The sequence below is a fragment of the bacterium genome (assembly GCA_017744355.1).
Lineage (GTDB): Bacteria > Cyanobacteriota > Sericytochromatia > S15B-MN24 > UBA4093 > JAGIBK01.
In genome coordinates this window covers 286,670-311,964 of the sequence record JAGIBK010000004.1, presented here as the reverse complement: position 1 = coordinate 311,964, position 25,295 = coordinate 286,670, and the positions used below count along the sequence as shown (strand labels likewise).

The 25,295-nt window shown below is 67.5% G+C and carries 22 protein-coding genes; 12 read left to right on the top strand and 10 right to left on the bottom strand.

What is annotated here, in order from left to right:
• Positions 1–26 precede the first annotated feature (26 nt).
• From J7643_12365 to J7643_12350, 4 genes are read left to right on the top strand one after another with little or no spacing between them, the layout of a single operon-like run.
• On the top strand, positions 27–1,517 hold the full coding sequence (locus J7643_12365; GenBank protein MBO9541375.1) for a radical SAM protein: 1,491 nt from the start codon (positions 27–29) through the stop codon (positions 1,515–1,517).
• Entirely contained in the window at positions 1,517–2,734 is a 1,218-nt protein-coding gene (locus J7643_12360) for a glycosyltransferase family 4 protein (GenBank protein ID MBO9541374.1), read from the top strand. The genes J7643_12365 and J7643_12360 overlap by 1 nt, the downstream gene beginning before the upstream one ends.
• A complete protein-coding gene (locus tag J7643_12355; GenBank protein ID MBO9541373.1) occupies positions 2,731–3,345 on the top strand; it encodes an acyltransferase in 615 nt (204 codons plus the stop codon). The genes J7643_12360 and J7643_12355 overlap by 4 nt, the downstream gene beginning before the upstream one ends.
• Positions 3,329–4,849 carry an oligosaccharide flippase family protein gene (locus J7643_12350; GenBank protein ID MBO9541372.1) on the top strand — a complete coding sequence of 507 codons (1,521 nt, stop codon included), beginning with the start codon at positions 3,329–3,331 and terminating at the stop codon, positions 4,847–4,849. The genes J7643_12355 and J7643_12350 overlap by 17 nt, the downstream gene beginning before the upstream one ends.
• A gap of 6 nt (positions 4,850–4,855) precedes the next feature.
• Here the strand turns inward: J7643_12350 and J7643_12345 are convergent, their stop codons facing one another.
• From J7643_12345 to J7643_12330, 4 genes are read right to left on the bottom strand one after another with little or no spacing between them, the layout of a single operon-like run.
• Positions 4,856–5,425 carry a sugar transferase gene (locus J7643_12345; protein ID MBO9541371.1) on the bottom strand — a complete coding sequence of 190 codons (570 nt, stop codon included), beginning with the start codon at positions 5,423–5,425 and terminating at the stop codon, positions 4,856–4,858.
• Between the two features lie 3 nt (positions 5,426–5,428).
• Entirely contained in the window at positions 5,429–6,607 is a 1,179-nt protein-coding gene (locus J7643_12340; GenBank protein ID MBO9541370.1) for a DegT/DnrJ/EryC1/StrS family aminotransferase, read from the bottom strand.
• Positions 6,604–8,460, bottom strand: a complete 1,857-nt coding sequence (locus J7643_12335) for a polysaccharide biosynthesis protein (protein MBO9541369.1) — start codon at positions 8,458–8,460, stop codon at positions 6,604–6,606. The genes J7643_12340 and J7643_12335 overlap by 4 nt, the downstream gene beginning before the upstream one ends.
• Positions 8,441–9,154 carry a class I SAM-dependent methyltransferase gene (locus tag J7643_12330; protein MBO9541368.1) on the bottom strand — a complete coding sequence of 238 codons (714 nt, stop codon included), beginning with the start codon at positions 9,152–9,154 and terminating at the stop codon, positions 8,441–8,443. The genes J7643_12335 and J7643_12330 overlap by 20 nt, the downstream gene beginning before the upstream one ends.
• 325 nt (positions 9,155–9,479) lie before the next feature.
• Between J7643_12330 and J7643_12325 the strand changes: the two genes are divergently transcribed.
• A complete protein-coding gene (locus tag J7643_12325; GenBank protein ID MBO9541367.1) occupies positions 9,480–9,815 on the top strand; it encodes a hypothetical protein in 336 nt (111 codons plus the stop codon).
• Positions 9,816–9,867: 52 nt separating this feature from the next.
• Here the strand turns inward: J7643_12325 and J7643_12320 are convergent, their stop codons facing one another.
• Positions 9,868–11,088, bottom strand: coding sequence for an MFS transporter (locus J7643_12320; GenBank protein MBO9541366.1), 1,221 nt, complete (start codon positions 11,086–11,088; stop codon positions 9,868–9,870).
• Between the two features lie 53 nt (positions 11,089–11,141).
• Complete coding sequence (locus J7643_12315) at positions 11,142–11,477, bottom strand: hypothetical protein (GenBank protein ID MBO9541365.1); 336 nt, start codon at positions 11,475–11,477, stop codon at positions 11,142–11,144.
• Positions 11,478–11,708: 231 nt separating this feature from the next.
• Here J7643_12315 and J7643_12310 point away from each other — a divergent pair, with 231 nt between their 5' ends.
• The 3 genes from J7643_12310 to J7643_12300 all read left to right on the top strand — a co-directional run bounded on the left by J7643_12310 (position 11,709) and on the right by J7643_12300 (position 15,335).
• Positions 11,709–13,157, top strand: coding sequence for an ABC transporter permease subunit (locus tag J7643_12310; GenBank protein ID MBO9541364.1), 1,449 nt, complete (start codon positions 11,709–11,711; stop codon positions 13,155–13,157).
• A gap of 16 nt (positions 13,158–13,173) precedes the next feature.
• A complete protein-coding gene (locus tag J7643_12305; GenBank protein MBO9541363.1) occupies positions 13,174–13,956 on the top strand; it encodes an amino acid ABC transporter ATP-binding protein in 783 nt (260 codons plus the stop codon).
• 68 nt (positions 13,957–14,024) lie between these two features.
• On the top strand, positions 14,025–15,335 hold the full coding sequence (locus J7643_12300; protein ID MBO9541362.1) for an acetyl-CoA hydrolase/transferase family protein: 1,311 nt from the start codon (positions 14,025–14,027) through the stop codon (positions 15,333–15,335).
• Positions 15,336–15,393: 58 nt separating this feature from the next.
• On the opposite strand, the gene J7643_12295 is transcribed toward J7643_12300, so the two are convergent.
• A complete protein-coding gene (locus tag J7643_12295) occupies positions 15,394–15,756 on the bottom strand; it encodes an FKBP-type peptidyl-prolyl cis-trans isomerase (protein MBO9541361.1) in 363 nt (120 codons plus the stop codon).
• Between the two features lie 187 nt (positions 15,757–15,943).
• Here J7643_12295 and J7643_12290 point away from each other — a divergent pair, with 187 nt between their 5' ends.
• Both J7643_12290 and J7643_12285 read left to right on the top strand, forming a co-directional pair.
• Complete coding sequence (locus tag J7643_12290) at positions 15,944–16,939, top strand: asparaginase (GenBank protein MBO9541360.1); 996 nt, start codon at positions 15,944–15,946, stop codon at positions 16,937–16,939.
• A 130-nt stretch (positions 16,940–17,069) separates the two neighbouring features.
• A complete protein-coding gene (locus J7643_12285) occupies positions 17,070–18,557 on the top strand; it encodes a bifunctional diguanylate cyclase/phosphodiesterase (protein ID MBO9541359.1) in 1,488 nt (495 codons plus the stop codon).
• Positions 18,558–18,617: 60 nt separating this feature from the next.
• Here the strand turns inward: J7643_12285 and J7643_12280 are convergent, their stop codons facing one another.
• On the bottom strand, positions 18,618–20,696 hold the full coding sequence (locus tag J7643_12280; GenBank protein ID MBO9541358.1) for a HAMP domain-containing protein: 2,079 nt from the start codon (positions 20,694–20,696) through the stop codon (positions 18,618–18,620).
• A gap of 186 nt (positions 20,697–20,882) precedes the next feature.
• On the opposite strand from J7643_12280, the gene J7643_12275 reads away from it, so the two are divergent.
• Positions 20,883–22,457 (top strand): peptide chain release factor 3, encoded by a 1,575-nt coding sequence (locus tag J7643_12275; protein ID MBO9541357.1) that lies wholly within the window; start codon positions 20,883–20,885, stop codon positions 22,455–22,457.
• Positions 22,458–22,516: 59 nt separating this feature from the next.
• Here the strand turns inward: J7643_12275 and J7643_12270 are convergent, their stop codons facing one another.
• Positions 22,517–22,894 carry a PH domain-containing protein gene (locus J7643_12270; GenBank protein ID MBO9541356.1) on the bottom strand — a complete coding sequence of 126 codons (378 nt, stop codon included), beginning with the start codon at positions 22,892–22,894 and terminating at the stop codon, positions 22,517–22,519.
• 232 nt (positions 22,895–23,126) lie between these two features.
• On the opposite strand from J7643_12270, the gene J7643_12265 reads away from it, so the two are divergent.
• A complete protein-coding gene (locus tag J7643_12265) occupies positions 23,127–23,780 on the top strand; it encodes a hypothetical protein (GenBank protein ID MBO9541355.1) in 654 nt (217 codons plus the stop codon).
• 160 nt (positions 23,781–23,940) lie between these two features.
• On the opposite strand, the gene rnd is transcribed toward J7643_12265, so the two are convergent.
• Positions 23,941–25,146 (bottom strand): ribonuclease D, encoded by a 1,206-nt coding sequence (gene rnd, locus J7643_12260; protein MBO9541354.1) that lies wholly within the window; start codon positions 25,144–25,146, stop codon positions 23,941–23,943.
• Between the last annotated feature and the right edge of the window lie 149 nt (positions 25,147–25,295).

Below are 25,295 nucleotides of genomic sequence, written 5' to 3'. Positions count from 1 at the left end.
TGCCCTCGACACTCCAAGGAGGTCCCATGCGCGTGCACCTGATCAACCCGCCGGAGCTTCCGGGCTATATCAGCGATCGGGACAAGGCGGGCGGTCTCGGCACCATGTTCCCCATCAACCGCCGCTATCGCTACCGCGCCTTCACCCCACCCCTCGACATGATGTACGCGGCGGCGGTCGCCGAGCGCGAGGGGCACGAGGTCCGCGTGATCGACGCCTGTGCCGAGCGCCTCAAGCGCACGGACCTGCTCATCGCCCTCGAGAAGGAGGCCCCCGATGCGGTGGGGGTCCGGCTGAGCCTGCCGACCCTCAAGGAGGACCTTTCGATCGCGAAGGTGATCAAGACCGTCCTGCCCCGCGTGAAGGTCTTCGTCTTCGGCAACGTGATCCAGACGACTCACACCCGCTGGCTCGACGCCTGCGGCCTGGACGGGGCCCTCTTCGGGGAGCCCGAGGCCCTGGTGGCCGACTTCCTCGCGGGCAAGCACCACGCCCAGGTGTGGACCCCCAAGGTCCCCTTCGCGCCGGGCGGCTGGCTCTTGCAGGACGTCGCCCAGCTCGACGCCCTGCCCTTCCCGGCCTGGCACCTGCTCGACATGCGCCGCTACAGCCCGGACGGCACGGCCGCGGGCGCCACCTACTACGTCCTGACCAGCCGCGGCTGCCCCAAGGCCTGCTCCATGTGCCCCTACTACGTCCACCAGGGCGGCCCGTGGCGCGCGCGCTCCTTGGAGAGCGTGAAGGCCGAGCTCGACCACCTCAAGGCCCTGGGGGCGCGCTTCTTGCAGGCGCGCGATCCCAACATCGGGCTGGTCAAGAAGCGCTTGAGGGCGATCGCCGAGGCCATGACCCAGGGGGCCTACGGCTTCAAGTGGGTGATCGAGACCGACCTCGAGAGCCTGGACCCCGAGACCCTCGACGTGCTCGCCAAAGGCGGCCTCACCCGGCTCATGACGGGGATCGAGTCGGCGGATCCTGCGATCCTGCGCGAGATCCGCCAGCACCCGGACGCCCTCAAGCTGACCCTCAAGAACATCGCGCGCTGCAAGGAGCTGGGCATCGAGCTGACCGGGTTCATGGTGGTCGGCTCGACCTCGGAGTCCTTCGAGAGCGTGGTCGCCACCGTCCGCATGGCCCAGGCCCTGCCCATGAACTACTCGGTCTCCCTGATGACCCCGTACCTGGGCACCGTCTACCGCAAGGAGGCCGAGGAGCTCGGCCACGTCACGGAGACGGGCAACTACCACGAGCTGGGCGGGACGGCCTGCGTGGTGCGGACCCGGCACCTGGACAAGGCCAAGGTGAAGCTCGCCTACCGCTGGGCCCAGGGCGAGCTGGAGTGGACCCGACGGCAGCGGGCCCTCCGGGAGGCCTCGCCTCTCGTCAAGCCCTTCGCGGCCCTTCGCCTGGCAAAGCATGCCGTCTGGCATGCGCCGACCAACTGGCACTTCGGCCTGGAGCGCGAGGCGGCGCGCAAGCGCGAGAGCGCCAACCAGAACCTGGCGGGCGTGGGCTGATGCGGATCGGCCTGCTCTGTCCCGAGCCGGTCGGCGCCGGGGGGATCGGGACCTATACCGGCACCCTGGCGCGGGCCCTGGCGGACGAGGGCCATGACGTGCGGGTCCTCTTGCCGGTGGCCCCCGTCCCCGAGGAGAAGGGGCCGTGCTACCACGGCCTCGCCTTCCCCAGTCGCTATCGACTGCCTGCCTTCAACCGGGCATGGGGCCTCTCGACTGCTCTCTTGCCGTGGGCCCGGCATGCGGCCGAGGCGGTGCGGGCCCTGCACGCCGAGCACCCCTTCGACGTGATCGAGGTGCCGGAGTGGATGGCGGGGGGGCTCTTCTTGAAGCCCGGCCGGACCCTGCCCGCGCTGGTGGTGCGTCTTCACACCCACCTGGCCCTGGTGCGCCGGCTCAACGACCTGCCCATGACCCTGGATGCGCGCCTGGCCTCGAGCCTCGAGGCCAGGGCCCTGCGTCACGCCTCGATGGTGCTCGCCAACAGCGCGGCCCTTGCGGACGCCGTCTCCATCGACTACCGGATTCCCCGCAAGGCCATCGACGTATTGCACCTGGGGGTGGACGTCGAGCGCTTCTCGGTGCAGGAGGCCCCGGCCCTCAAGCGTTCGCTCGGCCTCGAGCCCACGGAGACGCTCGCGCTCTTCGTCGGGCGCATCGAGCGCCGCAAGGGAGCCGATACCCTGGTCGAGGCCTTCGCAGCGGCCGCTGCGAAGGTGAGCGGCCTGCACCTGGCGGTGGCGGGCGGCGACACCATGACCGCCCCCGACGGCACCAGCCTGCGCGAGCACCTGGCCTCGCGCCTGATGGCGACGGGCTACGCTCGCCGCTTGCACTGGTTGGGGCCGCGGGACCACCGCGAGCTGCCCGAGCTCTACGCGGGCTGCGACTTCTTCGTGGCCCCCAGCCGCCTCGAGCCCTTCGGCCTGGTCTACCTGGAGGCCATGGCGGCGGGGAAGCCGGTCATCGGCTGCGCGGCGGGCGGGGTCCCCGAGATCGTCCAGGACGGCATGCAGGGGGTGCTCGTTCCCCCTGCGAACGCCAAGGCCCTGGCCGAGGCCCTCGTCTTGCTCGCCACGGACCCCAAGCGCCGCCAGGCCATGGGGGAGCGGGCCCGCGCGCGGGCGCTGGCCTTCGATCACCGGGCCCTCGCGTCGCGGACCGCCGCCTGTTACCTGGAGGCCCGGGCCCGTCACGCCAAAGGGAGGCACGCATGAACCTGCCCTTACCCCTGTTGCGCCTTGCGATCCCAGTCGCCTACTGGGATCGCCGGATCGCTAGCTGGCGAGCGCGGGCCCAGCGCCTGCTGCTCGAGCACGAGCATCAGCGTCGGCTCTTGCTTTCGCCCGACGCCGAGGTGGAGCCCGGCGTCATCTGGCGGCTGGGTGAGACGGCCGAGGTCGACGTCGGAGAGGGGAGCCGCCTGCGAATGGGGGCCGAGCTCAAGGTGGACGGCCGCCTGCGCATCGGGAAGCGGGTCTTGATCGGCGCCTTTTCGACCCTCTCGGTGCTGGATGCGATCGAGATCGGCGACGACTGCCTGTTGGCCGAGCGGGTCAGCATCCGGGACCACGACCACCGCTTCGGCACCGCCGGCCTGAGCGTGGCCGAGCAGGGCTACGAGGTGGCCCCGGTGCGCCTCGGGCGCAACGTGTGGCTCGGCTGCAACGTGACCGTGCTCAAGGGGGTGAGCCTCGGCGATTCCTGCGTGGTGGGGGCGAACGCCGTCGTCACCGCGAGCTTTCCGGCGGGCAGCGTGCTCGCCGGCGTCCCGGCCCGCGTGATCAAGCGCCTACCGATCGAGGAGTCTCATGTCAGCACCGACTAAGGTTGCCCGTCATACCGCCTTCAACTTCCTGACCATCGCCATCACCTCCATGCTGGGGGTGGGGGTCACGGCGCTGGTGGCGCGCCTGCTCGCGCCCGACCGGATGGGGGCCTACACCCTTTTGGTCTGGGGGGTGGGGATCGCGGGCCTGTTCGCCAACCTGGGCTACGTGACGGCCACCATGAAGTACATGGCCGAGGCCCTGGGCCGCGACGACCCGAAGGAGGCGGCGGGGATGCTCGCCTTCTCCAGCCGCCAGGTGCTGCTCTGCGGCTTTGCGGTCTCGCTCCTGATGGCGGGGGTCGGGCCCTGGGCCGTGACGACCTGGGGGCGGCCCGAGCTCTCCATGGGTCTTGCGGTCGGCGGGGCCTCGGTCATCCCCATGGCCTTGCTCGCCCTCTACACGGCGGCTTGCCAGGCCCTGCAGCGCTACGACCAGGTGGCGGCCGTCACCGGGGTCACGGCCCTGGCTTCGCTCGCGGGCACCGTCCTCGCCCTGTGGCAGGGGGGTGGCCTCGCGGGCCTGGTCGGGGCGACGGGGTTCGCCTCGGCGCTGGGGGTGCTGGTCTACCTGGTGTTGCTTGGGCGCTGGCAGCCGAACTGGTGGGCCGCGCCCCTCGACGGCGAATTGCGCCGGGCCATGCGGACCTACCAGGGGCCGGTCTTCATCATGCTGGTGCTGGACGCGGTGGTCTGGCAGCGCTCCGAGGTCTTCTTCCTGGGGGCTTTCTCGCCCGCGCGCCAGGTGGCCTTCTACGGCATGGCCTTCAGCCTCGCGACCATGGCCATGAAGCTCATCCCCGGCACCCTGGTGGGCCTCTTGATCCCCAGCATGTCGCGCTCCATGGGTCAGGGCGATCGCGAGGGAGTGGGGCGGATCTACCAGGAGAGCTGCCGCTACATGGCCATGCTCGCGCTGCCGGTGGCGGTGGGCGGGGCCTTGATCGCCCCTGCCCTGGTGGCGGTGCTGTACGGGCCCGGCTACGAGCCGGTCGCGGGCCTCTTGGGGGCGCTTCTCGGCTTCAACGCCCTGGTGATGGTCTACGGTTTCCCCGCATCGAGCGTGCTGTACAGCACGGACGCCCAGCGCCTCATGGTCCGGATCGGCCTGTGGGTCTCGGCCTTCAACCTGCTCTTGGCGTGGTTCCTCATCCCGCGGTACGGGGCCTGGGGGGCGGTCTTGGCCAACGGCCTCGCGCAGCTCGCGAGCCTCTACCCGGGCATCCGGGTGGCCCACGCCCAGACCGGAGCGGGCGCTCCGATCCGCAGCGTGCTGCACCTCTTGATGGCGTCGGTGGGGATGGGGGTGCCGGTGTACGCGGCGGTGCGGGTCTGTCCGCCGCTGGTGGCCCTCTTCGTCGCGCCGGCGCTCGGCATGCTCGCCTTTGCGCTCATCCTGTGGCTCACCGGGGCCGTCACCCCGGCGGATCGCGTGGCGCTCAGGGCGATCGCTTCCAAGGTGCCCGGCCTGCGCGGTCGTTTCGGTCCGGCGCCGGAAGCCTGAAAGGGCTTACTTGATCCCTGTGCCCGTCAAGAGCAGGATGGGCGTCCGGACGAGGATCAACAGGTCCAGCTTGAGGCCGATGCGGGCGGCGTACTCGCGGTCGTAAAGGAGCTTGGTCGGGATGTCCAGGTCGTCGCGGCCGTGGATCTGGGCCCAGCCCGAGAGGCCGGGCAGCACCGAGAGGACCCGGGCCTTGTCGTCCTCGCTCCACTCGGCTTCGACGATGGACGGCACCTCGGGCCGCGGCCCGATGAAGCTCATGTCCCCCTTCAGGATATTGAAGAGCTGTGGCAACTCGTCGATCGAGGTGCGGCGCAGCAAGGCACCGAGCTTGGTGATCCGGCTGTCGCCCACCTGGGTGAGCACGGGGCCGCTTTCGCCGCCCTTGCGCATGGTCCGGAACTTGAAGATGGTGAAGGGCTTGCCGCCCTTGCCCATCCGCTGCTGGGTGAAGATCGGGCTGCCCGGCGAGTCGAGGGGGATGGCGATCGCCGCCCAGAGCAGGACCGGGCTCGCAAGGATGAGCAGGATCAGGGCGCCGAGGATGTCGGCGAGGCGCTTGAAGACGCGGTACACGCCCTACCTCCGGTGCCGGTCGGCGATGGCGAGCACCCGCTCGCAGACCGCCTCGATCTGCTCCGGCTTGAGCGCGGGCGACAGCGGCAGCGAGACCATGCGGCGGTAGCTGTCCTCGGCCACCGGGAAGTCGCCCACCTTGACCCCGAGCGTGCGCTGGTAGATGGGGTGGTACGAGGCGGGGATGAAGTGGACCGAGGTCTGGACGCCCACCGCCTTGAGCTCTTCGATGAAGGCGTCGCGGTCGATTTTGAGGGCCTCGGGCCGCAGGCGCAGCACGAAGAGGTGCCAGGCGTGCACGTCACCGCGCGCCTCGTCGGCGAGCGGCGGCAGCTCGAGGGCCGGGTGGTCCTTGAAGGCCTCGAAGTAGCGCGCGACGTAAGCCTTGCGGGTCGCCTGCATGGCCTCGAACCGGGCGAACTGCGCAAGGCCCAGGGCGGCGGCCAGGTCGGCCATGTTGTACTTGAAGCCGGCCTCTTCGACCTCGTAGAACCAGGAGCCCGCCCCGGTGTAGCGCTTCCAGGCGTTGCGGCTCATGCCGTGCAGGCCGAGCACCCGGATCTGGTCGGCGGCCTCGTCGTGGTTGGTGGTGAGCATGCCCCCTTCGCCGGTGGCGAGGTTCTTGGTGGCGTAGAACGAGAAGGCGGTGTAGTCGGCCAAGGACCCCACCGGCCGGCCCTTGTAGAAGGTGCCGAGCGCATGGGCCGCGTCGTCGGTGACGACGAGCCCCTTGTCGCGCGCAAGCTCCATCAGCGGATCCATGTCCACCGGGTTGCCGGCGTAGTGGACGGGCACGACCCCCTTGGTCCTGGGGGTGAGGACCTTCTCGACGCCTTCGGCCGAGAGGTTGAGGCTGAAGGGGTCCACGTCGGCGAGCACGGGCTTGGCGCCCGCGTGCATGATGGTGTTGAGGCTCGCGCAGAAGGTGAGCGGGGTGGTGACGACCTCGTCCCCGGGCCCGATGTCGCTCGCCAGGTGGGCCAGGTGCAGGGCCGCCGTGCAGGAGTTGAGGGCGATCCCGTGGCGGGCCTGGACGTAGCCTGCGATCGCGGCCTCGAAGGCTTTGGTCTTGGGCCCCATGGTGATCCAGCCGCTCTTGAGCACCTCGGTGACGGCGGCGATCTCGTCGTCCCCGATGAGGGCCGGCGAGAAGGGGATTTGCGAGACGGCGGCGTCGATCATGCGTCACTCCCTGGAGAGGCGAGGGGTTCGGGGAAGCCGTCCCGGGCGATGACCGAGTCGAGGACGGCGCGGACCTGGTGGGCGGACTGGAGCTGAACGGCTTCCTGCAGCCGGGCCATGACCCCGCCCCACCAGTGGGGATCGGGCGGGTGCTGGGCCTTGGCGGCGAAGACCTGGGGATGCTCGGTGGGGCGGGTGCCCTCCGAGGTGATGAGCAGCTCTTCGTAGAGCTTCTCGCCGGGGCGGATGCCGCTGAAGACGATCTCCACGTCGTCCTCGCGCAGCCCCGAGAGCTTGATCAGGTTGCGGGCCAGATCGAGGATCTTGACCGGCACCCCCATGTCGAGCATCAGGACCTCGCCCGAGCGCCCGAGGGTGGCCGCCTGGAGCACCAGGGTGACGGCCTCGGGGATGGTCATGAAGTACCGGGTCATGTCGGGGTGGGTGACGGTGATCGGCCCGCCCTGGGCGATCTGGCGCCGGAAACGGGGCACCACGCTGCCGCTGGAGCCCAGCACGTTGCCGAAGCGCACCGCGACGAACTGGGTGGCGCTCGATCCGGCGAGGTTCTGGAGGATGAGCTCGGCGCACCGCTTGGTCTTGCCCATGACGTTGGTGGGCCGCACCGCCTTGTCGGTCGAGATCAAGACGAAATGCGAAACCCCGGCGGCGTGGGCGGCCTCGGCCAGGTTGAGGCTGCCGAACACGTTGTTGGCGGCGGCCTCGACCGGGTTGGCCTCCATCAGGGGCACGTGCTTGTGGGCCGCCGCGTGCAGGACGACCTCGGGCCGCTCGGCGGCGAAGATCGCCTCGACCCGCTGGCGATCGCGCATGTCGGCGATCACGGGCACCACCGGCAGGTCGGGGAAGCGCTCGCGCAGCTCCTGCTCGATGTGGTAGATGGGGTTCTCGGCCTGGTCGAAGAGGACCAAGGAGGAAGGGCCGAAGGCCGCGATCTGCCGGCACAATTCGGAGCCGATGGAGCCGCCGGCCCCCGAGACCAGCACCCGGCGTCCGGGCAGGTAGCTCAGCAGCCGCTGGTCCACCACCACCGGGTCGCGGCCCAGGAGGTCCTCGATCTGGATGTCGCGCAGGTGGCTGATCGAGACGGTGCCCTGGACGATCTCTTGCAGGGCGGGGATGGTCTGGACCCGGGCGGGGGTGGCGGCCGAAAGGCGCAGGATCTCCTTCTGGACCCGCTGGGGGGCCGAGGGCATGGCGACTACGATCAGGTCGACCTTGAGACGCTCGACCAGGCTTGCGATCGCATGGCGATCGCCGTGCACCGCAACCCCGTGGATCCTAAGGCCGTGCTTCTCCTTGCGGTCGTCCACGAAGCCCACCGGCACCAGGCCCCCCTCGGGGTGGCGCAGGATGTCGCGGGCGAGCATCTCGCCGGCGTCCCCCGCCCCCACGATGAGGGTGCGGACGCTATTCGATTGCTTGGGCCCGGGGGTGACCTCGGCCCAGTACCGCATGCCGAAGCGGACCCCGCCCAGCATCATGACGCTCAGGAGGGCCTCGATGAAGACGATGGAGCGTGGGAAGCTCGCGTTGTTCGAGACGTAGAGCAATAAGGAAAAGATGGCGCTGCCCGTCAGCACCGCCAGGGCGATCGCCATGGCCTCGCGCACCCCGATGTAGCGCCAGACGTGGCGGTACATGCCGAAGAGGAAGTTCACGAGCATCCGCAAGAGGGGCAGGGCCGCGAAGAAGATCCAGAACTGGGAGATGTGCGCGACCGGGATCACCCCGTCGAAGCGCAGGTAGAACGCCCCCAGGTACGCGATCGCGGCCACCGCCAGGTCGAAGACGGGGATGAGCCCGCGCAGGCTACGAACGAACGGTGCCATGGGGTCGGATCGCTCCCAGCAGGTGTCCCCGCAGCGGCGGCAGGGCCTCGAGGGCCCGGCAGAGGGTCCAGCTCAAGGGAGCCAGGCGGCGCCCCAGGGCGGGGATGAGGGTGTGGGGCTTGAGGTGCAGCTCGCAATCGGGGAAGAGGGCTTCGATCCGATCGAGCGTCAAGGGCGTCAGGTTGGAGTTGCGCGGGTTGGTGACGCGCATGTCGTACCAGATGATGGCGCCGCCGGGTGAAAGCACCCGCAGCATCTCCTGGGCGAGTCGCGCCTGCACGCCATGATCAAGGATCGAGGAGAAGACCGTCGATTGCATCACCAGGTCGAAGGAGCCCGTCGGAAAGGGCAGTACCCCGCCGTCGATCAGCTCGAAGCGCAGATGAGGCGACAGGTCCCGGGCCCGCGAGAGGCGATCGCTCTGCACGTCCACCCCGACCAGGTGCTCGGAGCGCGCGCCGTAGCGCAGCATCTGCCGCAGGTCGTCGCCCGTGCCGCACCCCACGTCCAGCACCGTCACCCCGTCCAGGTCGGCGAACCCCTCCCGGTGGAGCAGGGCGAGCAGGTCGCGCTCGCGGCGCTGGAGGCGGTAGAGATTGCCGGGCTTCATGATCGAGTAGAAATCGGCGGGCAGCCGGCGCGCGCGCTCGGCGTAGACCCGCTCGATCCGCTCGACCTCCTGGGATGGGGGCATGGAAGCGTCCTCTTGCGTCATGGTTCCAATTTTCCCCTCGCCCTCGCGATTGAAACGGGCCCTTCGAGAGGCGGAGCGGGGCTCCTTCTCGCCCATGCTACCACGATCGATTGCTAGGCGGGACTTGGCGACGATCGAACGCTTGTTTTCCTGCAGGCGCGCAAGATTATCAAACGTTATTCACCTGCTTCGCGCAAAAAGCCTCCAAAAGATCGCGAGTCAATCAAGTTTCGAGATATTGCGTGGGAGGTCGCGCTTTGTTAGAGTAATTCCAGCAACGATATTGCAATTCGTTTCTTAATCCGCTGTGATGGAGGAAAACTTAATGCCTCGTACCAAGTCCACTACTGCGACCAAGCCCAAGAAGGCAGCCGCTTCCTCCGCCAAGGCCGCGGCTGCGAAGCGCTCGCGTCGTTCGCCTTACGAGCTGGTCCAGGAGCTGCGCGCGAAGCGCGATGCGCTTCAGGCCTCGATGGACGCCCGCATCGCGAAGCTCGATCAGCGTATCAACGCCCTCGAATCCAAGCATGAGCACAAGATCAAGGTTTCCGAGCTGCTCGCGAGCCGTTCGGCCGAGGAGCTCGAGAAGGAGCTGGAAGCCCTGCGCACTCAGCAGTCCCTGCTGCGCAAGGCCCTCAAGCAAGGAGCCAAGACGCCCTAAGCGTCCGCAAAAAAAGCCCCCTGGAAGTCTAGCGCTTCCAGGGGGTAATTTTTTAGGGGGAGTTCGGGGCGAGTTGCGTCTTGCCGCGCTCGATCGCGACGGCTCCGGCGAGGATCGCCCCCGAGACGAACAGGACGATCCCGCCCGCCCCGAAGCACCAGATGGGCCCCTTGCCCAAGAGAGGCGGGGTCACGACCGCGCCGACCAGGGCCCCCATGGTCGAGATGGCCGCGATCAGCCCGATCACCCGGCCACGGAGCGCCTCGGGCGAGACCAGTACCGTGAGGGCGTTCTGGGCGGGATAGGCGAAGGCGAAGCCGATGCCGTCGATCACGCTCAGGAAGAGCACCATCTCGATCCGGTCGGTCAGCGCGTAAGAGGCCACGAGCAAGGACGAGAAGAGGGTCCCCCACACGACCAGCCGCGACGGCCCCTGCGAGTCGATGAGGCGGCCGGCGATGCCCGCGAGCAGGATGGGTGGCAGGGCGAAGGCGGTCCAGCTCATGCTGATGAGCCAGGTGGTGGCCCCCAGGTCCTTGAGGTAGAGGGCCCAGACCGATTCGTAGAGGCCCATGGCAAAGCCACCCGCGAGCGCACGGGCGGCAAGCCCCACGAAGAGCGGCCAGCGCACCTCGGCCCAGAGCCTCCCGCCCGTCGGTTGCGCCAGGTGCCGCGCCTGGGCCGCCGCGCGCCCGGCGCCGGGCAGCTTGGCCGTCATGAGGGCGCCGACCATGCACAGGACGGCGAGGGCGAGAAAGGGCGAAGCGAGCCCGAAGACCGAGGCGAGGGCGCCGCCGAGGGCCGGCCCGATGAGCATCCCGCCGTTCTGGGCCACCGTCAGGTGGGCGAGACGCTGGCCTCGCTCGCCCTCAGGAGCGCGATCGGCCACGTAGGCGAGGGCCGCCGGGGTGAAGCAGGCGCCTGCGATCCCCTCGATCCCCCGCAGGGCCACGAAGGCCTCGGGAGAGCGGAAGAAGAGGAAGCCCAAGGAGGCCAGCGCGTAGGCGGCGAGCCCCGCGAACATGAGGCCTCGGCGGCCGAAGCGGTCCGAGAGCCAGCCGGCGGGGTACTGGCAGACGAGGTTGGTCGCCATGTAGGCGCCGACCATCAGGCCGACGAAGTGGAGGTCGGCGCCTTGCTCGTTGGCGTAGAGGGGCAGGACCGGCAGCACGGCCGTGATGCCGAGCGACTGGACGAGGACGAGCCACCAGACGAGGCCTTCGGGCCCGCGGGGCAGGGCGGCCGCTGTGCGGCCGAGGAATTGCGCAATCACCCTCTCATCTTACGGCCCGCCTGGGGCGGGCGGCAAGGCGCCGGATCCCCCGCTTATTGGTGATACCAGGGGATCTCGGCGTCGCGGGTCAGGTCGACGGCGCGCGCCTCTTCGGTTTGGCGCTCCCTTGCCAGCTCGGTGTAGCCGGGCTCCTCGGTGTCGTAGCCCAGGGTCTCGCTCTCCTCTTCGACGTGGAAGCCTTCTTGCTCGATCACCGCTTGGAGGGCGATGTCGCCGGTGCGCATGGCGTCGAAGGTAACGAAGAGCCGCGCGCGGCTGGTGTCGAGGATGGCCGACGTCACCCCGCGCTCTTGCTCGAGGCGCTCGACCAGACGCTCTGCCGCATCAAGGGCAGGGTGCTCCTTGAGCTTGAAGGTGATGTCCGCCATGGCACTCCCCTTTTCTTTGTTGAAACAGCCGCAGGCGCCGTCTGGAACAGTCGCAGGACGCGGTGGGTCCGACGCGGATGATACCCGCGGGCCTCGAACGATCCAAGCGGCAGCCGGGCCTTGGTTCCAAACTCGCGATTTGACTGGCGTCCGGCGCATGCTTGTCCGCTTTTTGGGTATAAGGTCTTCCGTGCCCTGCCCCTGTCGATGCCCTGGAGGTTCCCCCCGGAGTTGAAAAACGCGCTCTTGGTCGGCGTCCTCGCCGTCTTTCTGTCCGTCTTCGCCGTCCTCGGCGAGGGAGCCGCACAGGCGACCCCCCTGCGCTGGGGGATGGACCTGGAGGGGGGAGCCCCCTACACCTTCGCCGATCCGAAACATCCCGACCGGATCATCGGCTACGAGAAGGAGCTGGCGGACGCCCTCGGCGCGCACCTCGGGCGCGAGATGCAGCCCGTCCAGACCAACTGGGACAGCCTCATCCCGGCCCTCGACCGCGGCACCTTCGAGCTGGCCATCAACGGCATCGAGCTGACCGACGAGCACAAGCGCGGGGCCCTCTTCAGCCGGCCTTACTACGTCTTCCAGCAGCAGATCGTGGTGCGCACGGACGATAGCCGCGTCCAGGTCTTCGACGACCTGAAGGGCAAGCGGGTCGGCACCCTGACGGCCTCGGCCGCCCACCGGATGCTCGACAAGCTGGGCGGGGTCGACGCCAAGCTCTACTCGGACATGTTCGCCCTGTACCAGGACCTGGCCATCGGCCGGCTGGACGCGGTCTTCGCCGATCGGCCCATGGCGGCCTACTATGCCAAGGGCAACGCCAAGCTGCGCTTCGTCGAGCCGCCGATGGGCGAGGGCTACTACGCGATCGCCCTGCGCAAGGGGGACGAGGCCCTCAAGCGCCAGGTGGACGCGGCCCTCGACGCCATGATCGCCGATGGCACCCTGGAGAAGATCCTGCGCGGCTGGGACATGTGGACCCCGGCCCAGGCGAAGCTTTCGGCCTTCCACGACACCCAGCCCGTCGCCCCGGATGGGGGGGCTTCCTGGAAGCGCTTCTTGCCCATGCTGATCGAGGGGGCGGTCATGACCGTCAAGATCTCGCTGCTCGCGATGCTGCTCGCGATGGCGTGGGGGATGCTGCTTGCGATCATGCGGATCTACGGGCCGGCGCCGCTGCGCTTCTTCGCCACGGCCTACGTGGAGATCGTGCGGGGCACGCCCCTCTTGATTCAGCTCTACCTCTTGTACTACGGCTTGCCGACGCTCGGAATCCAGCTCGACGCCTTCGTCGCGGGGGTGCTGGGCCTCGGCCTCAACTACGCGGCCAACGAGGCCGAGAACTACCGCGCGGGCATCCAGGCGGTGCCCAAGGGCCAGTCCGAGGCGAGCCTCGCCTTGGGCCTCAGCCGCTTCCAGCTCCTGCGCCACGTGGTGCTGCCCCAGTCGCTCAGGGTGGCGATCCCGCCCGTGACCAACGACTTCATCGCCCTGTTCAAGGATTCGTCGATCGTCTCGGTGATCACCCTGGTGGAACTGACCAAGGCCTACGGCATGCTCGCCTCGGCGACCTACGACTACATCGGCCTGGGCCTGGTCACGGCCCTGATCTACCTGGTCATCAGCTACCCGGCGGCGCTCTTCGCCCGCTGGACCGAGAACCGGCTGCGCCGCGCGTGACGAGAGGAGCGAAGGCATGATCGTCATCGAGAACGTCCACAAGGCTTTCGGCGCGACCCGGATCCTCCAGGGGGTCGACCTGCGGGTGTCGCCGGGCGAGAAGATCGTCCTCTTGGGGCCGAGCGGATCGGGCAAGAGCACCCTCTTGCGCTGCATCAACCGGCTCGAAGAGATCGACTCCGGGGCCATCCGCGTCTTGGGCCGCGACCTGCAAGGGTCGCAGGCCGACGTGCGTGCGATTCGCCAAGAGGTGGGGATGGTCTTCCAGGGCTTCCACCTCTTCCCGCACCTCTCGGTCATGGAGAACGTGTGCCTTGCGCCCATGCAGGTCCGCGGCCTGAGCCGCACCGAGGCCCAGGCGCAGGCGCGCGAGCTTTTGGGCCGGGTGGGGATGGGCCACAAGGCCGGCGCCTATCCCGCCCAGCTCTCGGGCGGCCAGCAGCAGCGGGTCGCCATCGCGCGGGCCCTGGCCATGCGCCCGCGGGTCATGCTCTTCGACGAGCCCACCTCGGCGCTGGACCCCGAGATGGTGCACGAGGTGCTGACGGTCATCAACGACATCGCCCGGGGCGGGATGACCATGCTGGTGGTGACCCACGAGATGGGCTTCGCCCGCAAGGTGGCCGACCGGGTACTGTTCATGGACCAGGGCCGGATCGTGGAGGACACCGACCCGACGACGTTCTTCACCCGGCCCGAGACCGACCGCGCCCAGGCCTTCATCGCCCACCTGACCCGCTCTCAGACCGAGCGCCTGCGCGGAACCGGTTTGCTGAGCCTCTCGCCCGAGCCGGTGTAAACTACGCTTGAGGCGGCGCGCCGGTCGCGGCATGATGGGATCGTTCCCGCCCCTCTCAAGGAGAAGCCATGCCACTCGAAGCCGACTGGAAGCAACGCGCCGTCACCCCCGAAGAGGCGATCGCCCACGTCCGCAGCGGGATGAACGTCTTCTTGCACGGCGCAGCGGCGAGCCCCCTCCCGCTGGAGGAGGCCCTGTGCGAGCGCCGCGATCTCTCGGACGTCAAGCTCTACCACCTGCATAAGGGCGGCCCGGCACCCTTCGCCGACCCCGCGCACGTGGATCGCTTCCGCTCCTACTCGCTCTTCGCGGGGGCCAACGTTCGCACGGCCATCGACGAGGGGCGGGCGGACTTCGTGCCGATCTTCCTGTCGGACATTCCCTGGCTCTTCGAGTCGCGCCAGGTGCCCCTGGACGTGGCGGTGGTGCAGCTCTCGTACCCCGATGCCCACGGCTATTGCACGCTGGGCACCTCGGTGGATGCGGCCAAGGCGGCCGTCGCCTCGGCCCGCATCGTGGTCGCCGAGATCAACCGCCGCATGCCGCGAACCCATGGCAACAGCTTCGTGCACCTGAGCGAGGTGGACGCCTTCATCCTCACCGATCGTCCCCTGGTCGCGCACGAACCGCCTGCCATCGGGCCGGTGGAGCGCGCCATCGGCGAGCGGATCGCCGCGGCCATCACGGACGGCTCGACCCTGCAGCTGGGCATCGGCGGCATCCCCGACGCGGTGCTGGCCGCCCTCAAGGACAAGCACGAGCTGGGCATCCACACCGAGATGTTCTCGGACGGGGTGGTGGATCTGGTCGAGGCCGGGGTGATCACCAACCGCTTCAAGGCCGTGCATCCCGGCCGGCTCGTCACGAGCTTCGTCAACGGGACCCAGCGCCTCTTCGACTTCGTGGACGACAACCCCTCGGTCGAGTTCCACCCCTGCGACTACACCAACGACACGGCCCTCATTCGCCGGCACGAGAAGATGGTCGCCATCAACAGCGCCATCGAGATCGACCTGACGGGTCAGGTCTGCGCCGACTCCATGGGGACGCGGATCTACAGCGGCATCGGCGGCCAGATGGACTTCATCCGCGGGGCGGCCCTCTCGCGCGGCGGCATGCCCATCATCGCCCTGCCCTCCACCGCCCGCAAGGGCACCGTCTCGCGCATCGCCGCGACCCTCAAGCCGGGGGCGGGTGTGGTGACGACCCGTGGTCACGTCCACTGGGTCGCCACCGAGTACGGCATGGTCAACCTGCACGGCCTGAGCCTGCGCGAGCGGGGCGAGGCCCTCGTCTCCATCGCCCACCCGGACTTTAGGCCCGAGCTTTACGCGACCCTCAAGGAGCGTCGGCTCTTCGACCTGGCGGCGAGCCGCTAAGCAACGAAAAAAGGGGGGGCGCCGGATGGCGCCCCCCTTTCGCATGAGCCTTAGGAGCTTACTTGACGTCGAGGAGCTCGACTTCGAAGATCAGCGTGGCCTTGGGCGGGATCACGCCGCCGGCGCCGCGATCGCCGTAACCCAGCTGGGGCGGGATGTAGAGCTTGCGCTTGCCGCCGACCTTCATGCCGGCCACGCCCTCGTCCCAGCCCTTGATGACCATGCCCTGGCCGAGCACGAAGTCGAAGGGCTGCTTGCGGTCGAGCGAGCTATCGAACTTGGTGCCGTCCTCGAGCCAGCCGGTGTAGTGCACCGACACGAGGTTGCCCGACTTGGCTTCCTTGCCCGAACCGACGACCAGATCGTCGTACTTGAGGCCCGAGGTGGTGGCGACGGCCTTGGCGGAAGGTTGGTTTTCCATCTTGTCTCCTCCGCGACAGCCGACCACGCCGAGGGCGGCCAGCATCGTCGCGACAACGATTACCTTGAATTTCACGGCGAATGGTTCCTTTCCTGGATCATGCCTGAGGCGCTTCAGTATAATCGAGAAGCCTCGCTCGCGCGAGTGTTCGCCCTTTTCCCGCTTTTCGAAAGGATCTCGGCCGCTCGTGAAACGCTTGCTCTTGCTCCACACCGGCGGCACCCTGGGCATGCGCCCGAGCGATCTCGAAGGGGCCTTGTGCCCGCCGGACGATGCGGCCGAGCTCCTGGCCGGTCTTCCCGAGGCCCGGGCCATCGCCGAGGTGGAGGCGCGCACCCTCTACAACCTGGACAGCTCCAACTCGGGGATCCGCGAATGGCAGCTCTTGGCCGATGTGATCGAGGCCGAGATGGACGCCTACGACGGTTTCGTGATCGTCCACGGCACCGACACCATGGTCTACACGGCCTCGGCCCTCTCGTACATGCTCTCCAACCTGCCCAAGCCGGTGATCCTGACCGGGGCCCAGCGCCCGATTTCGGAGCTGCGGACCGATGCGCGCAACAACCTGATCTCGGCCCTCGAATTGGCCACCATGGACGTGCCCGAGGTCGGCATCTTCTTCAACCATGCCCTCTACCGCGGCAACCGCGCCAAGAAGGTGAGTATCCACGAGTTCGACGCCTTCGCCTCCCCCAACTTTCCGACCCTCGCCGATGTGGGCCTCAAGGTGGCCCTGCGGACCGAGGCCATCCGGCGCCCGGCGGGCCTCTTTCGGGTCCATCGGGCCTTCTCGGACAAGGTGCTCGCCATCCGCGTGACGCCCGGGATGGACGCCGACCTCTTGATGCCCCTGGCCGAGGGCCGGGCCGAGGCCATCGTGCTCGAGGCCTTCGGCGCGGGGAATGTCCCTATCGCCGAGAAGAGCCTCCTGCCCTTCATCGAGGCCGCGACCAAGAGCGGCAAGGTGGTTGCGATCGCAAGCCAGGCCATGTCCGGGGCGGTGGATCTGGACCTCTACGAGTGCGGCGCGCGGGCCGCGCAGGCCGGAGCCGTCTCGTGCGGCGATATGACCGTCGAGGCTGCCACGGTCAAACTCATGTTCCTGCTGGGTCAGCTGGGCTCGGCGCAGCGCGCCGCCAAGAACCTGGGGGTCCCGCTCGCCGGTGAAATAACGGCTTAGTTTATTGCGCTAATTTTGATTTTATGTAAATTTAGGTCAATTATCGCGACTTTATTCACGAATTACTCATTCTTGTGCTATTTTAGGGTCACTAAAGGTGCTTCCGTGCATTTCTTCGTGAAGAGACGTGATGATGTATCAACCCGCAACAAACTCTCCGAATTCTCTCGAGGAGCACGTCGAGCGCCTGGTTGAACGCCTGGGTGCCACGAGCGCCCCGGCGGCCCTGCGCGAAACGCTGCGCGAGGAGCTTGCGACCATTGTCGCCGGCCTGGAGCGCGTGATGCGCGAGGAGAACAAGGCGGCCATCCAGCGCCTCTCGAGCGCCGACACCCTGACCGGCTTGCCGAACCGGGACCTCTTCCAGCACCGCCTGCGCCAGGTCCTGGCCGACACCCTGCGCAGCGGGCAGGAATCCGCCCTTCTCTTCCTCGACCTGGATCGCTTCAAGGTCATCAACGACACCCTGGGTGATGCCAGCGGCGACCTCTTGATTCGCGAGATCGCCGAGCGCCTTTTGGGAGCCCTCGGGCCCTCGGACCACATCGCCCGGATCGGGGGCGATTCCTTCGCCATCATCCGGCCCGGCCTCACGGCCTCCGAGGACGCTTCGCGCTTCGCGGGCGAACTGCTCGCGGCCCTCTCCGAGCCCCTCGTCCTCGACGGCCACGACCTCTTCGTCACCGCGAGCATCGGCTACGCCCTCTTCCCCACCGACGGCGGGGAGGCGATGGCGCTCAGCCGCAACGCCGAGACGGCCATGTACCGCGCCAAGGAGCGCCGCAACTTCTGCATGCGCTACGAGAGCGCCATGGGTGAGGCGGCTCTGGAGCGGCTGTCGCTCGAAAGCCAGCTCCACAAGGCCCTCGATCGCAACGAGTTCCTCTTGCACTATCAGCCCCAGGTGGACCTGCGCACGGGCCGCGTGGTGGGGGCGGAGGCCCTCATCCGCTGGCGCCATCCGGAGCTGGACCTGGTCTCGCCCGCCAAGTTCATCCCCCTGGCCGAGGAGACCGGCCTGATCCTGCCCATGACCGACTGGGCGATCCGCTCTGCCTGCGAGCAGGCCAAGGCCTGGCGTGAGATGGGTCTGCCGCCGCTGCGGGTGGCGGTGAACATCTCGGGCTCGTACTTCCGTCAGCCGAACGTCGCCGAGCGCATCCAGGCCCTGCTCGCCGAGCTCGACTTGCCCGCGAGCACCCTGGACCTGGAGCTGACCGAGAGCATCTTCATGGGGGATCTGGACTCGACGCTCGCGACCCTCAAGGCCCTGCGCGAGATGGGGGTGAGCGTCTCCATCGACGACTTCGGCACGGGCTACAGCTCGCTGAGCTACCTCAAGCGCTTCCCGATCGGCATGCTCAAGATCGACCAGTCCTTCGTCCGGGACGTGCCCCGCGACGCCGACAGCGCCGCCATCGTCCAGACGATCGTCCTCTTGGCCCACAGCCTCAACATGTCCGTCATCGCCGAAGGGGTCGAGACCGCCGAGCAGCTGGCCTTCCTACAGGGGCTGAACTGCGACGAGGTCCAGGGCTACCACCTCAGCCGCCCCTTGCCCGTGGACTCCCTCACGCAGCTGCTGCGCCAGGGGCCGGATCTTCGCCGGGCCATGTAGCCACCATCCCAAATTGAAAGCGCCCGCCGGTGAACTCACCGGCGGGCGCTTTACGTTGGGTTAGGCCTTGAGCATGGGGACCGACTTCTCGGCGGCCGGGACGCGCTGGGTTCGTTCGTGCGCGTCGTCCAGCTTGAAGAAGGCGATGGCGTCGAGCAGGGTCGTGGCCTGGGCCTGGAGTCCGCCCGAGGCCTGGGCGATGAGCCGGGTGGCTTCGGATGCTTCCTGGGCGGCACGGCTGACGTTCTCGGCGGCGAGCACGATGCGCTCGCCCCCCTTCTTCTGCTCGGAGGTGGCCTCCGAGACCTGGTGGGTCATCTGGTTCATGACGTCGGTGGCCCGGACGATCTGCTCGCTGCCGACCGCCTCCTCGCGGGTGGCCGAGGTGACCTGCTGGGTCAGGTGGCTCATGTTGGCCACCGCCCCGGTGATCTGCTCGGCGGCGTTGGCCTGTTCCTGCGAGGCCTGGGCGATCTGGCCCATCAGCACGCCTGCGCGCTCGACCGAGCCGACGATGGCGGACAGGGATTGGCCGGCAGCCTGCGCGAGGGTGACCCCTTCGCGGATGGCGTGCTCGCCGCGATCGCTCGACTCGATGGCATGCTGCGTCTCGCGCTGGATGCCCTTGATGAGCTCGGCGATCTCCTTGGTGGCCTTGGCGGAGCGCTCGGCGAGCTTGCGGACCTCGTCGGCGACGACCGCGAAGCCTCGGCCCGCCTCGCCGGCCCTTGCCGCCTCGATGGCGGCGTTGAGGGCGAGGAGGTTGGTCTGCTCGGCGATGTCGTCGATCACCTCGACGATGGCGCCGATCTCGCCCGAGCGCTTGCCCAGCCCCTCGATGGCATGGATCACTTCGCCCATCACCTGGCTGACGTTGGTCATGCCGGCGACGGTCTTCTCGACGGCTTGCTGGCCTTCGCGGGCGGCCTCGCTGGCGTGGCCGGCGACCTGGTGGGTTTCTTCGATGTTGCGGGCGACCTGCTGGATGGAGGCGGCCATCTCCTCGATGGCGGCCGAGGTCTCGCTGACGGCGGAGTTGAGGTTGTCGGAGTTGCCGGCCACGTGGCGGATGCTCGCCATCATCTGCTCGATGGCGCTGGAGGTGTCGTCGACGCTCTGGGCGAGGGTCTGGGCGTTGCCCGCGACCTGCTGGATCGCGGCGGCCATCTCGTCCATGGAGCTCGACGTCTCTTCGGCCGCAGCCGCCTGACTCTGGGAGGCGCGGCTCATCTCTTCGGCGCTCGCGCTGATCTCGCTGACGCCCCCTTCGACCACGTGGGCGGCGCCGCGGACCGTGCCGACCACCTGGCGCAGGCTTGCGATCATTCGCTGGAGGCTCGCGGCCATCTTGCCGATCTCGTCAGCGCTGCGGACCTCGACGTTGTGGCGCAGGTCCCCGTGCGAGACGGCCTCGACGACGCGCACCATGTGGTCGAGCGGACGCAGCGCGCGGCGCAGCAGCCAGAAGACGAAGGCGCTCAAGAGGGCGATCACCACGACCGACGCGGAGGCCATGGTCAGGACGAAGTCCCGGATCTGGCCGTCGAGGCGGGCCTTCGAGAAGCCGACCCGGAACGCGCCCCAGTGGCGCCCCTCGATCGTGATGGGGCTCGAGATGTCCCAGGCCCATTCGCCGGTGTCGCGGTGGTAGAGCTGGACGAGGCCCGCGGCCTCGGTGTTCTGCGCGGCCTTGAGGCCGATAGGGTCGTCGAAGCGCCGCTTGGAGCGCTCGGGGTTGTTGTGGGTGCCGATGTAGCCGTTGCGATCGGCGGCGGCGGCGAAGAGGATGTCCGGATCCTTCATGAAGACGTCCTGCACCCGGGGGAGGGCCAGGTCCGTGAAAGCGACGAATCGCGTCCGGTACTTGGCGGTCTCGGAGCCGGCGATCGCCTGGTAGCTCTCGTCGAAGGCCTCATCGGCGCTGAGCTTCCCGTCTCGGATGCCCGTCGAGAGCAGCTCGGCCACCACGGCGGCCCCTTGGCGGGCCATCCCCTTGCCCTTGAGCAGGAGGTTGTACTCCATCTTCTGGGCGGCCGTCGAGATGAAGAACGCGCAAAGCGCGCTCATGAGCAGGCCCAGCCCGAGCACCAGGAAGGTGGCGATTCGGAGGGACAGGTTGGTCTGGATGTGACGTATCATGCGGGTTCCTTATAGCCGTCGATCGCAATCGATCGCTTGAACGACCCTTTCATCATGGCCCGGCGGGACCGGACCGATCGACCGTGGATAATACGGAGCCTGCGGTGGGGCGATGAGCTATAATAACGACTAGCACTCGCATTCCCCGGGTCCAAGACGGCTCGGAATCGCCTCCAGGAGGATGGATTGTCGCTCTCCCTCGCCGAAGAGGTCCGGCGTCGCCGGACGTTCGCCATCATCTCGCACCCCGACGCGGGTAAGACCACCCTCACCGAGAAGCTCCTGCTGTACGGAGGCGCCATCCACATGGCCGGCTCGGTCAAGGCGCGCCGGGCCCAGCGTCACGCCACCTCGGACTGGATGGAGCTCGAGCGGCAGCGCGGCATCTCGATTACCTCGAGCGTCATGCAGTTCCCGTACGAGGGGCTCGAGGTCAACCTGCTCGACACCCCGGGCCACGAGGACTTCTCGGAGGACACCTACCGCACGCTGACGGCCGTGGACTCGGCGGTCATGCTGATCGACGCGGCCAAGGGCGTCGAGACCCAGACCAAGAAGCTGTTCCAGGTCTGCCGCCTGCGCGAGATCCCGATCTTCACCTTCATCAACAAGCTCGACCGCTTCGGCCGGGATCCCCTCGACCTGATGGACGAGCTGGAGAAGGTGCTGGGCATTCGCTCGTGCCCCATGAACTGGCCCATCGGCATGGGCTCGGACTTCAAGGGTGTCTTCGTGCGCGCCACCCGCAAGATCCACCTCTTCCAGGGCACCGACCACGGCCAGCGCCAGGGCTCGGCCAACGTCATGGGCCTGGACGACCCGACCCTGCCCGAGATCCTGGGCCAGGCCCTCTATGCTCAGCTCCTCGAGGACATCGAGATGCTCGAGATCGCGGGCGATCCCTTCGATCTGGAGCGGGTGCTCGCCGGCCAGCTGAGCCCCCTGTTCTTCGGCTCGGCCATGACCAACTTCGGCGTCCAGATCTTCCTGGACGACTTCGTGAAGATCGCCCCGGCCCCCGTGCCCCGCGAGACCAGCGACGGCCCGGTGCCGCCCGATATGGAGCGCTTCAGCGGCTTCATCTTCAAGATCCAGGCGAACATGAACCCCGCCCACCGCGACTGCATGGCCTTCATGCGGGTCTGCTCGGGCAAGTTCACCCGGGGGATGACCATCAAGCACGCGCGGACCAACCGCGACATGCGCCTGGCCAACAGCCACCAGCTGCTGGCGCAGGACCGCGCGGTGGTCGAGGAGGCCTACCCCGGCGACATCGTGGCCCTGTTCGACTCGGGCAACTTCCGGATCGGCGACACCCTGTGCGAGGGCAAGGCCTTCGAGTACATGGGGATTCCCCGCTTCATGCCCGAGCACTTCGCCCAGGTCCGCCTCAAGGATCCCTCCAAGCGCAAGCAGCTCAAGAAGGGCCTCGACCAGCTCTCCGAGGAGGGCGCGGTCCAGGTCTTCTACCGCCCCCAGGTGGGCGACCAGGAAGCCATCCTCGGCGCGGTGGGCGTGCTCCAGTTCGAGGTCATGCAGCACCGCCTCAAGGCCGAGTACGGCGTCGACATCATCCTCGATCGCATGGGGGTCGAGCTGGCGCGCTGGGTGACGAACCCGGACTTCGACTACCGCACGATCAAGGACGCGGTCTGCGTCATGGACCGTGACGACCAGCCGGTGCTTCTCTTCCGCGACCAGTGGATGATGCGCTTCGTGCAGGAGCGCAACCCCAACCTGGTCCTGACCGAGATCAGCTAGCAAACAAGAATCCCCCTCGCACGCGAGGGGGATTCTTGTTATCACGCCAGGCGTCGCGTCTAGCGCAGTGCGTAGGTCGCCAGCAGGGATTGCAGCGCGTAGATGTTGAGCTGCTTGTTGAACTGCTTGGTGATGGGCTCCGCGCGCCCCGAGAGCCAGATCTTGAGCTCGGCGTCGAGATCCATGGTGCCCGCGGTCTCGATGGCGAAGTGGGTGATGCTGCGGTAGGGGATGCTGTGGAATTCGATCTTCTTGCCGGTGATGCCTTGCACATCCACCAAGATTAGGCGCTTATCGGTGAAGAGGAACATGTCCCGGATCAGCTTGTAGGCATGCTCGTAGCGCTCGCCCTCGGCCAAGATATGGCCGTACTTGCTCTTGACCTCGTCCACGGTGATCTCGGATGCGTTGCCGAGGAGGGCGTCAAAAATTCCCATGCTGTGCGTCTCCTGTAGGTTCTGAAATAGCGGGCAATTCAACCAGTTTAACGAAAAGATGTCCTTGTCTCGATTTGGAGGCAAGGGCATCCCTGCCTTGGGAAAAAGGCCAAGGGGGCTGGTTAGGTAGCGGCTGAAGATCGGACTTTATTCTGTCAATGTTACTATATGGTTTGCCATGGTTTATATTTAAAATAAGTATTGTCAGATAAAATTCCCGTTGGAGGTCGTAGTGAAATTCGCTCATCGTGCCCGTTTGGCCGCAAGTTTGGCCCTTGGCGGTTTGCTCATGGCGGGGTGTGATTCCAGCCTTCTTGCAGGCCTCAAGGGTGGTAACAGCCTCAATGGCGGTACTGGCCAAGCAAGCCCTTCGCCAACGCCCACGCCAACCCCCTCGAATCAGTATTCATCGACCTCCGTCATCAAGGAGAATGTCGTCCTGCCCCTCATCCAGGATCCGTCCTTCACGACGATTTCACTCTACAAGTCCAATAAGTTTGACTTTGCGACTGGGATGGATAGCTCTGGCACCGATCACGGTCAAATTGAGTTCATGTCGTGGTCTGGGCGATCGAATTCAGAAGACAACGGTAATTTCATTTACGGGCGGCAGTACGCCAGCAAGAAAGTCGACCTTGGCTTTATCGATAAAGGCGCGGTTGAGTTCGGCTCGATCAAAGAGCTCCCGGAGTACGGCTGGAGCGCCCCGCCCGTCGGCAACAGAAATAGCATGAAACTCACGCCGGGCAATGTGTACCTGTTCCGAGTCCAGTACCCCAGCGACAGCACCGCTTATTATGGCAAGCTTTGGCTCAAGGACTGGTCTTCCGAGAAGGTGACGTTCGATTACGTTTTTCAGACCACGACTGGGAGCCGCAGCCTGTAAAATAACCCCATCACTTCGAAAGGCACAGCCCCCGCTTTAGCGGGGGCTGTGCCTTTCGAAGTTGCGGACTTGAACGGATCTCTCCCGCCGGTTCAGCCGTGAGCTTTCAAGCGCTGAGCCTTGTGAAAGCGTTCGACACGCAGATCTCCGGTGAGGTGGCTTAGAGGCTTACGAGGCGTAGGCTGTGATCCTTGGGATCCCAGCCAAGTGCAGAGCGACCTTCGAGGATGGCCCGCAGGCGCTCCCCCAAGAGCGTTCCGCGCCAGCCTTCGAGGAAGGAGAGGCTCAGCGACTCGCCTCGGCGGTAAGCCTCGGCCAGCCTCTGAAGGTCGCCATTGGTCGCAAGCAGCGAGGCGGCGATCCCCGACTCGGCAGCGACCGTGTGGGTGACGGCCTGCAAGAGGTCGGCGAGCGCGAGGGTCGCCTCGTCGGGCGGGGGCGAGGGGGGCTCGGCCACGGGGTACTCGGCACGCGGGCGCGAGAGGGCGCGCGCGACCAAGTCCACCAGCTCGTCGCCGTAGCGGTCCAGGTCCCGGGGCTGGATGCCGCGCAGGTTGCGCAGCTGCTGGGTGCGCTTGGGCGAGCGGCGGGAGATCTCGACCAGCATCTCGTCCTTGAGGATGGAGCCGCGGGGCTTGTCGCGGCGCTGGGCCTCGCTCTCGCGCCACATGGCCAGCTCGCGCAGCACGCACAGGCCGGCCGAGTCCAGGCCACCCTTGCCGCGCACCCGCATGTAGAGGGTCTCGGGGTTCTCGCGGGCCTTCTGCTGGGCGGCGACGGCGCCGACGAGGCGATCGCACTCCTGCTGGGCCCATTCGAAGCGACCCGACTGGGTAAGGGCGGCGTGGACCTTGTCGTAGACGGCCAAGAGGTGGCGCACGTCGTCCAGGGCGTAGGTGAGCTGGGCCTCGGTCAGGGGGCGAATCGACCAGTCGGTCATGCTCTCACCCTTGGGCAGCCTGATCTTGAGGACGGCCTCGACCAGCGCCCCGTAGCCGGGCTTGGCGCCGTAGCCGACCAGGCCCGCGGCGAGCTGGGTGTCGAACATGGTGGGCATCAGCTCGCCGGTCAGCGCGCTGAGGACTTCGAGATCCTGCTCGGCGGCGTGGAAGACCTTGAGGATCGACTCGTCGCGCAGCAGGTCCGCGAAGGGGTCGTTGTCCATCCGGCCGAGGGTGCCGTAGTCGATGGCGGCGACCACGCCGTCGCGCGAGGCCACCTGGACCAGCTCCAGGCGGGGGGCGTAGCTACGCTCGCGGATGAACTCGGTGTCGAGGGCGAGCACGTCGCAGCCGGCCAGGTCGTCGCATAGGGCCTGGAGCCCCTTGGGGGTGTCGATGAAGCGGATCTCGGAGTTGGGTGCCATCTCAAAGCCTTCCTAGTAGCGGGATCAGTCCATGAACCCACGCCCCAAATACCCGTGTCAAGGCTACTTCATCCTCACGCGGGGCGCAGGGCCGGAATGATGGCTGCTTTCTGAGTGCCGTCTAACTGATTTATGATATATAATGTCTA

Excerpts from the sequence above, each read along its gene's own strand:
- J7643_12340 (MBO9541370.1), bottom strand. The coding sequence starts at position 6,607 with ATGATCGACGCCGCCGTCTCGCAAATCCCCTTCTCGCCGGCCCTCATC.
- J7643_12335 (MBO9541369.1), bottom strand. The coding sequence starts at position 8,460 with ATGGCACCGTTCGTTCGTAGCCTGCGCGGGCTCATCCCCGTCTTCGAC.
- J7643_12295 (MBO9541361.1), bottom strand. The coding sequence starts at position 15,756 with ATGGAAAACCAACCTTCCGCCAAGGCCGTCGCCACCACCTCGGGCCTC.
- J7643_12325 (MBO9541367.1), top strand. The coding sequence starts at position 9,480 with ATGCCTCGTACCAAGTCCACTACTGCGACCAAGCCCAAGAAGGCAGCC.
- J7643_12285 (MBO9541359.1), top strand. The coding sequence starts at position 17,070 with ATGATGTATCAACCCGCAACAAACTCTCCGAATTCTCTCGAGGAGCAC.
- J7643_12280 (MBO9541358.1), bottom strand. The coding sequence starts at position 20,696 with ATGATACGTCACATCCAGACCAACCTGTCCCTCCGAATCGCCACCTTC.
- J7643_12330 (MBO9541368.1), bottom strand. The coding sequence starts at position 9,154 with ATGCCCCCATCCCAGGAGGTCGAGCGGATCGAGCGGGTCTACGCCGAG.
- J7643_12305 (MBO9541363.1), top strand. The coding sequence starts at position 13,174 with ATGATCGTCATCGAGAACGTCCACAAGGCTTTCGGCGCGACCCGGATC.
- J7643_12355 (MBO9541373.1), top strand. The coding sequence starts at position 2,731 with ATGAACCTGCCCTTACCCCTGTTGCGCCTTGCGATCCCAGTCGCCTAC.
- rnd (MBO9541354.1), bottom strand. The coding sequence starts at position 25,146 with ATGGCACCCAACTCCGAGATCCGCTTCATCGACACCCCCAAGGGGCTC.
- J7643_12300 (MBO9541362.1), top strand. The coding sequence starts at position 14,025 with ATGCCACTCGAAGCCGACTGGAAGCAACGCGCCGTCACCCCCGAAGAG.
- J7643_12315 (MBO9541365.1), bottom strand. The coding sequence starts at position 11,477 with ATGGCGGACATCACCTTCAAGCTCAAGGAGCACCCTGCCCTTGATGCG.
- J7643_12360 (MBO9541374.1), top strand. The coding sequence starts at position 1,517 with ATGCGGATCGGCCTGCTCTGTCCCGAGCCGGTCGGCGCCGGGGGGATC.
- J7643_12350 (MBO9541372.1), top strand. The coding sequence starts at position 3,329 with ATGTCAGCACCGACTAAGGTTGCCCGTCATACCGCCTTCAACTTCCTG.
- J7643_12270 (MBO9541356.1), bottom strand. The coding sequence starts at position 22,894 with ATGGGAATTTTTGACGCCCTCCTCGGCAACGCATCCGAGATCACCGTG.
- J7643_12365 (MBO9541375.1), top strand. The coding sequence starts at position 27 with ATGCGCGTGCACCTGATCAACCCGCCGGAGCTTCCGGGCTATATCAGC.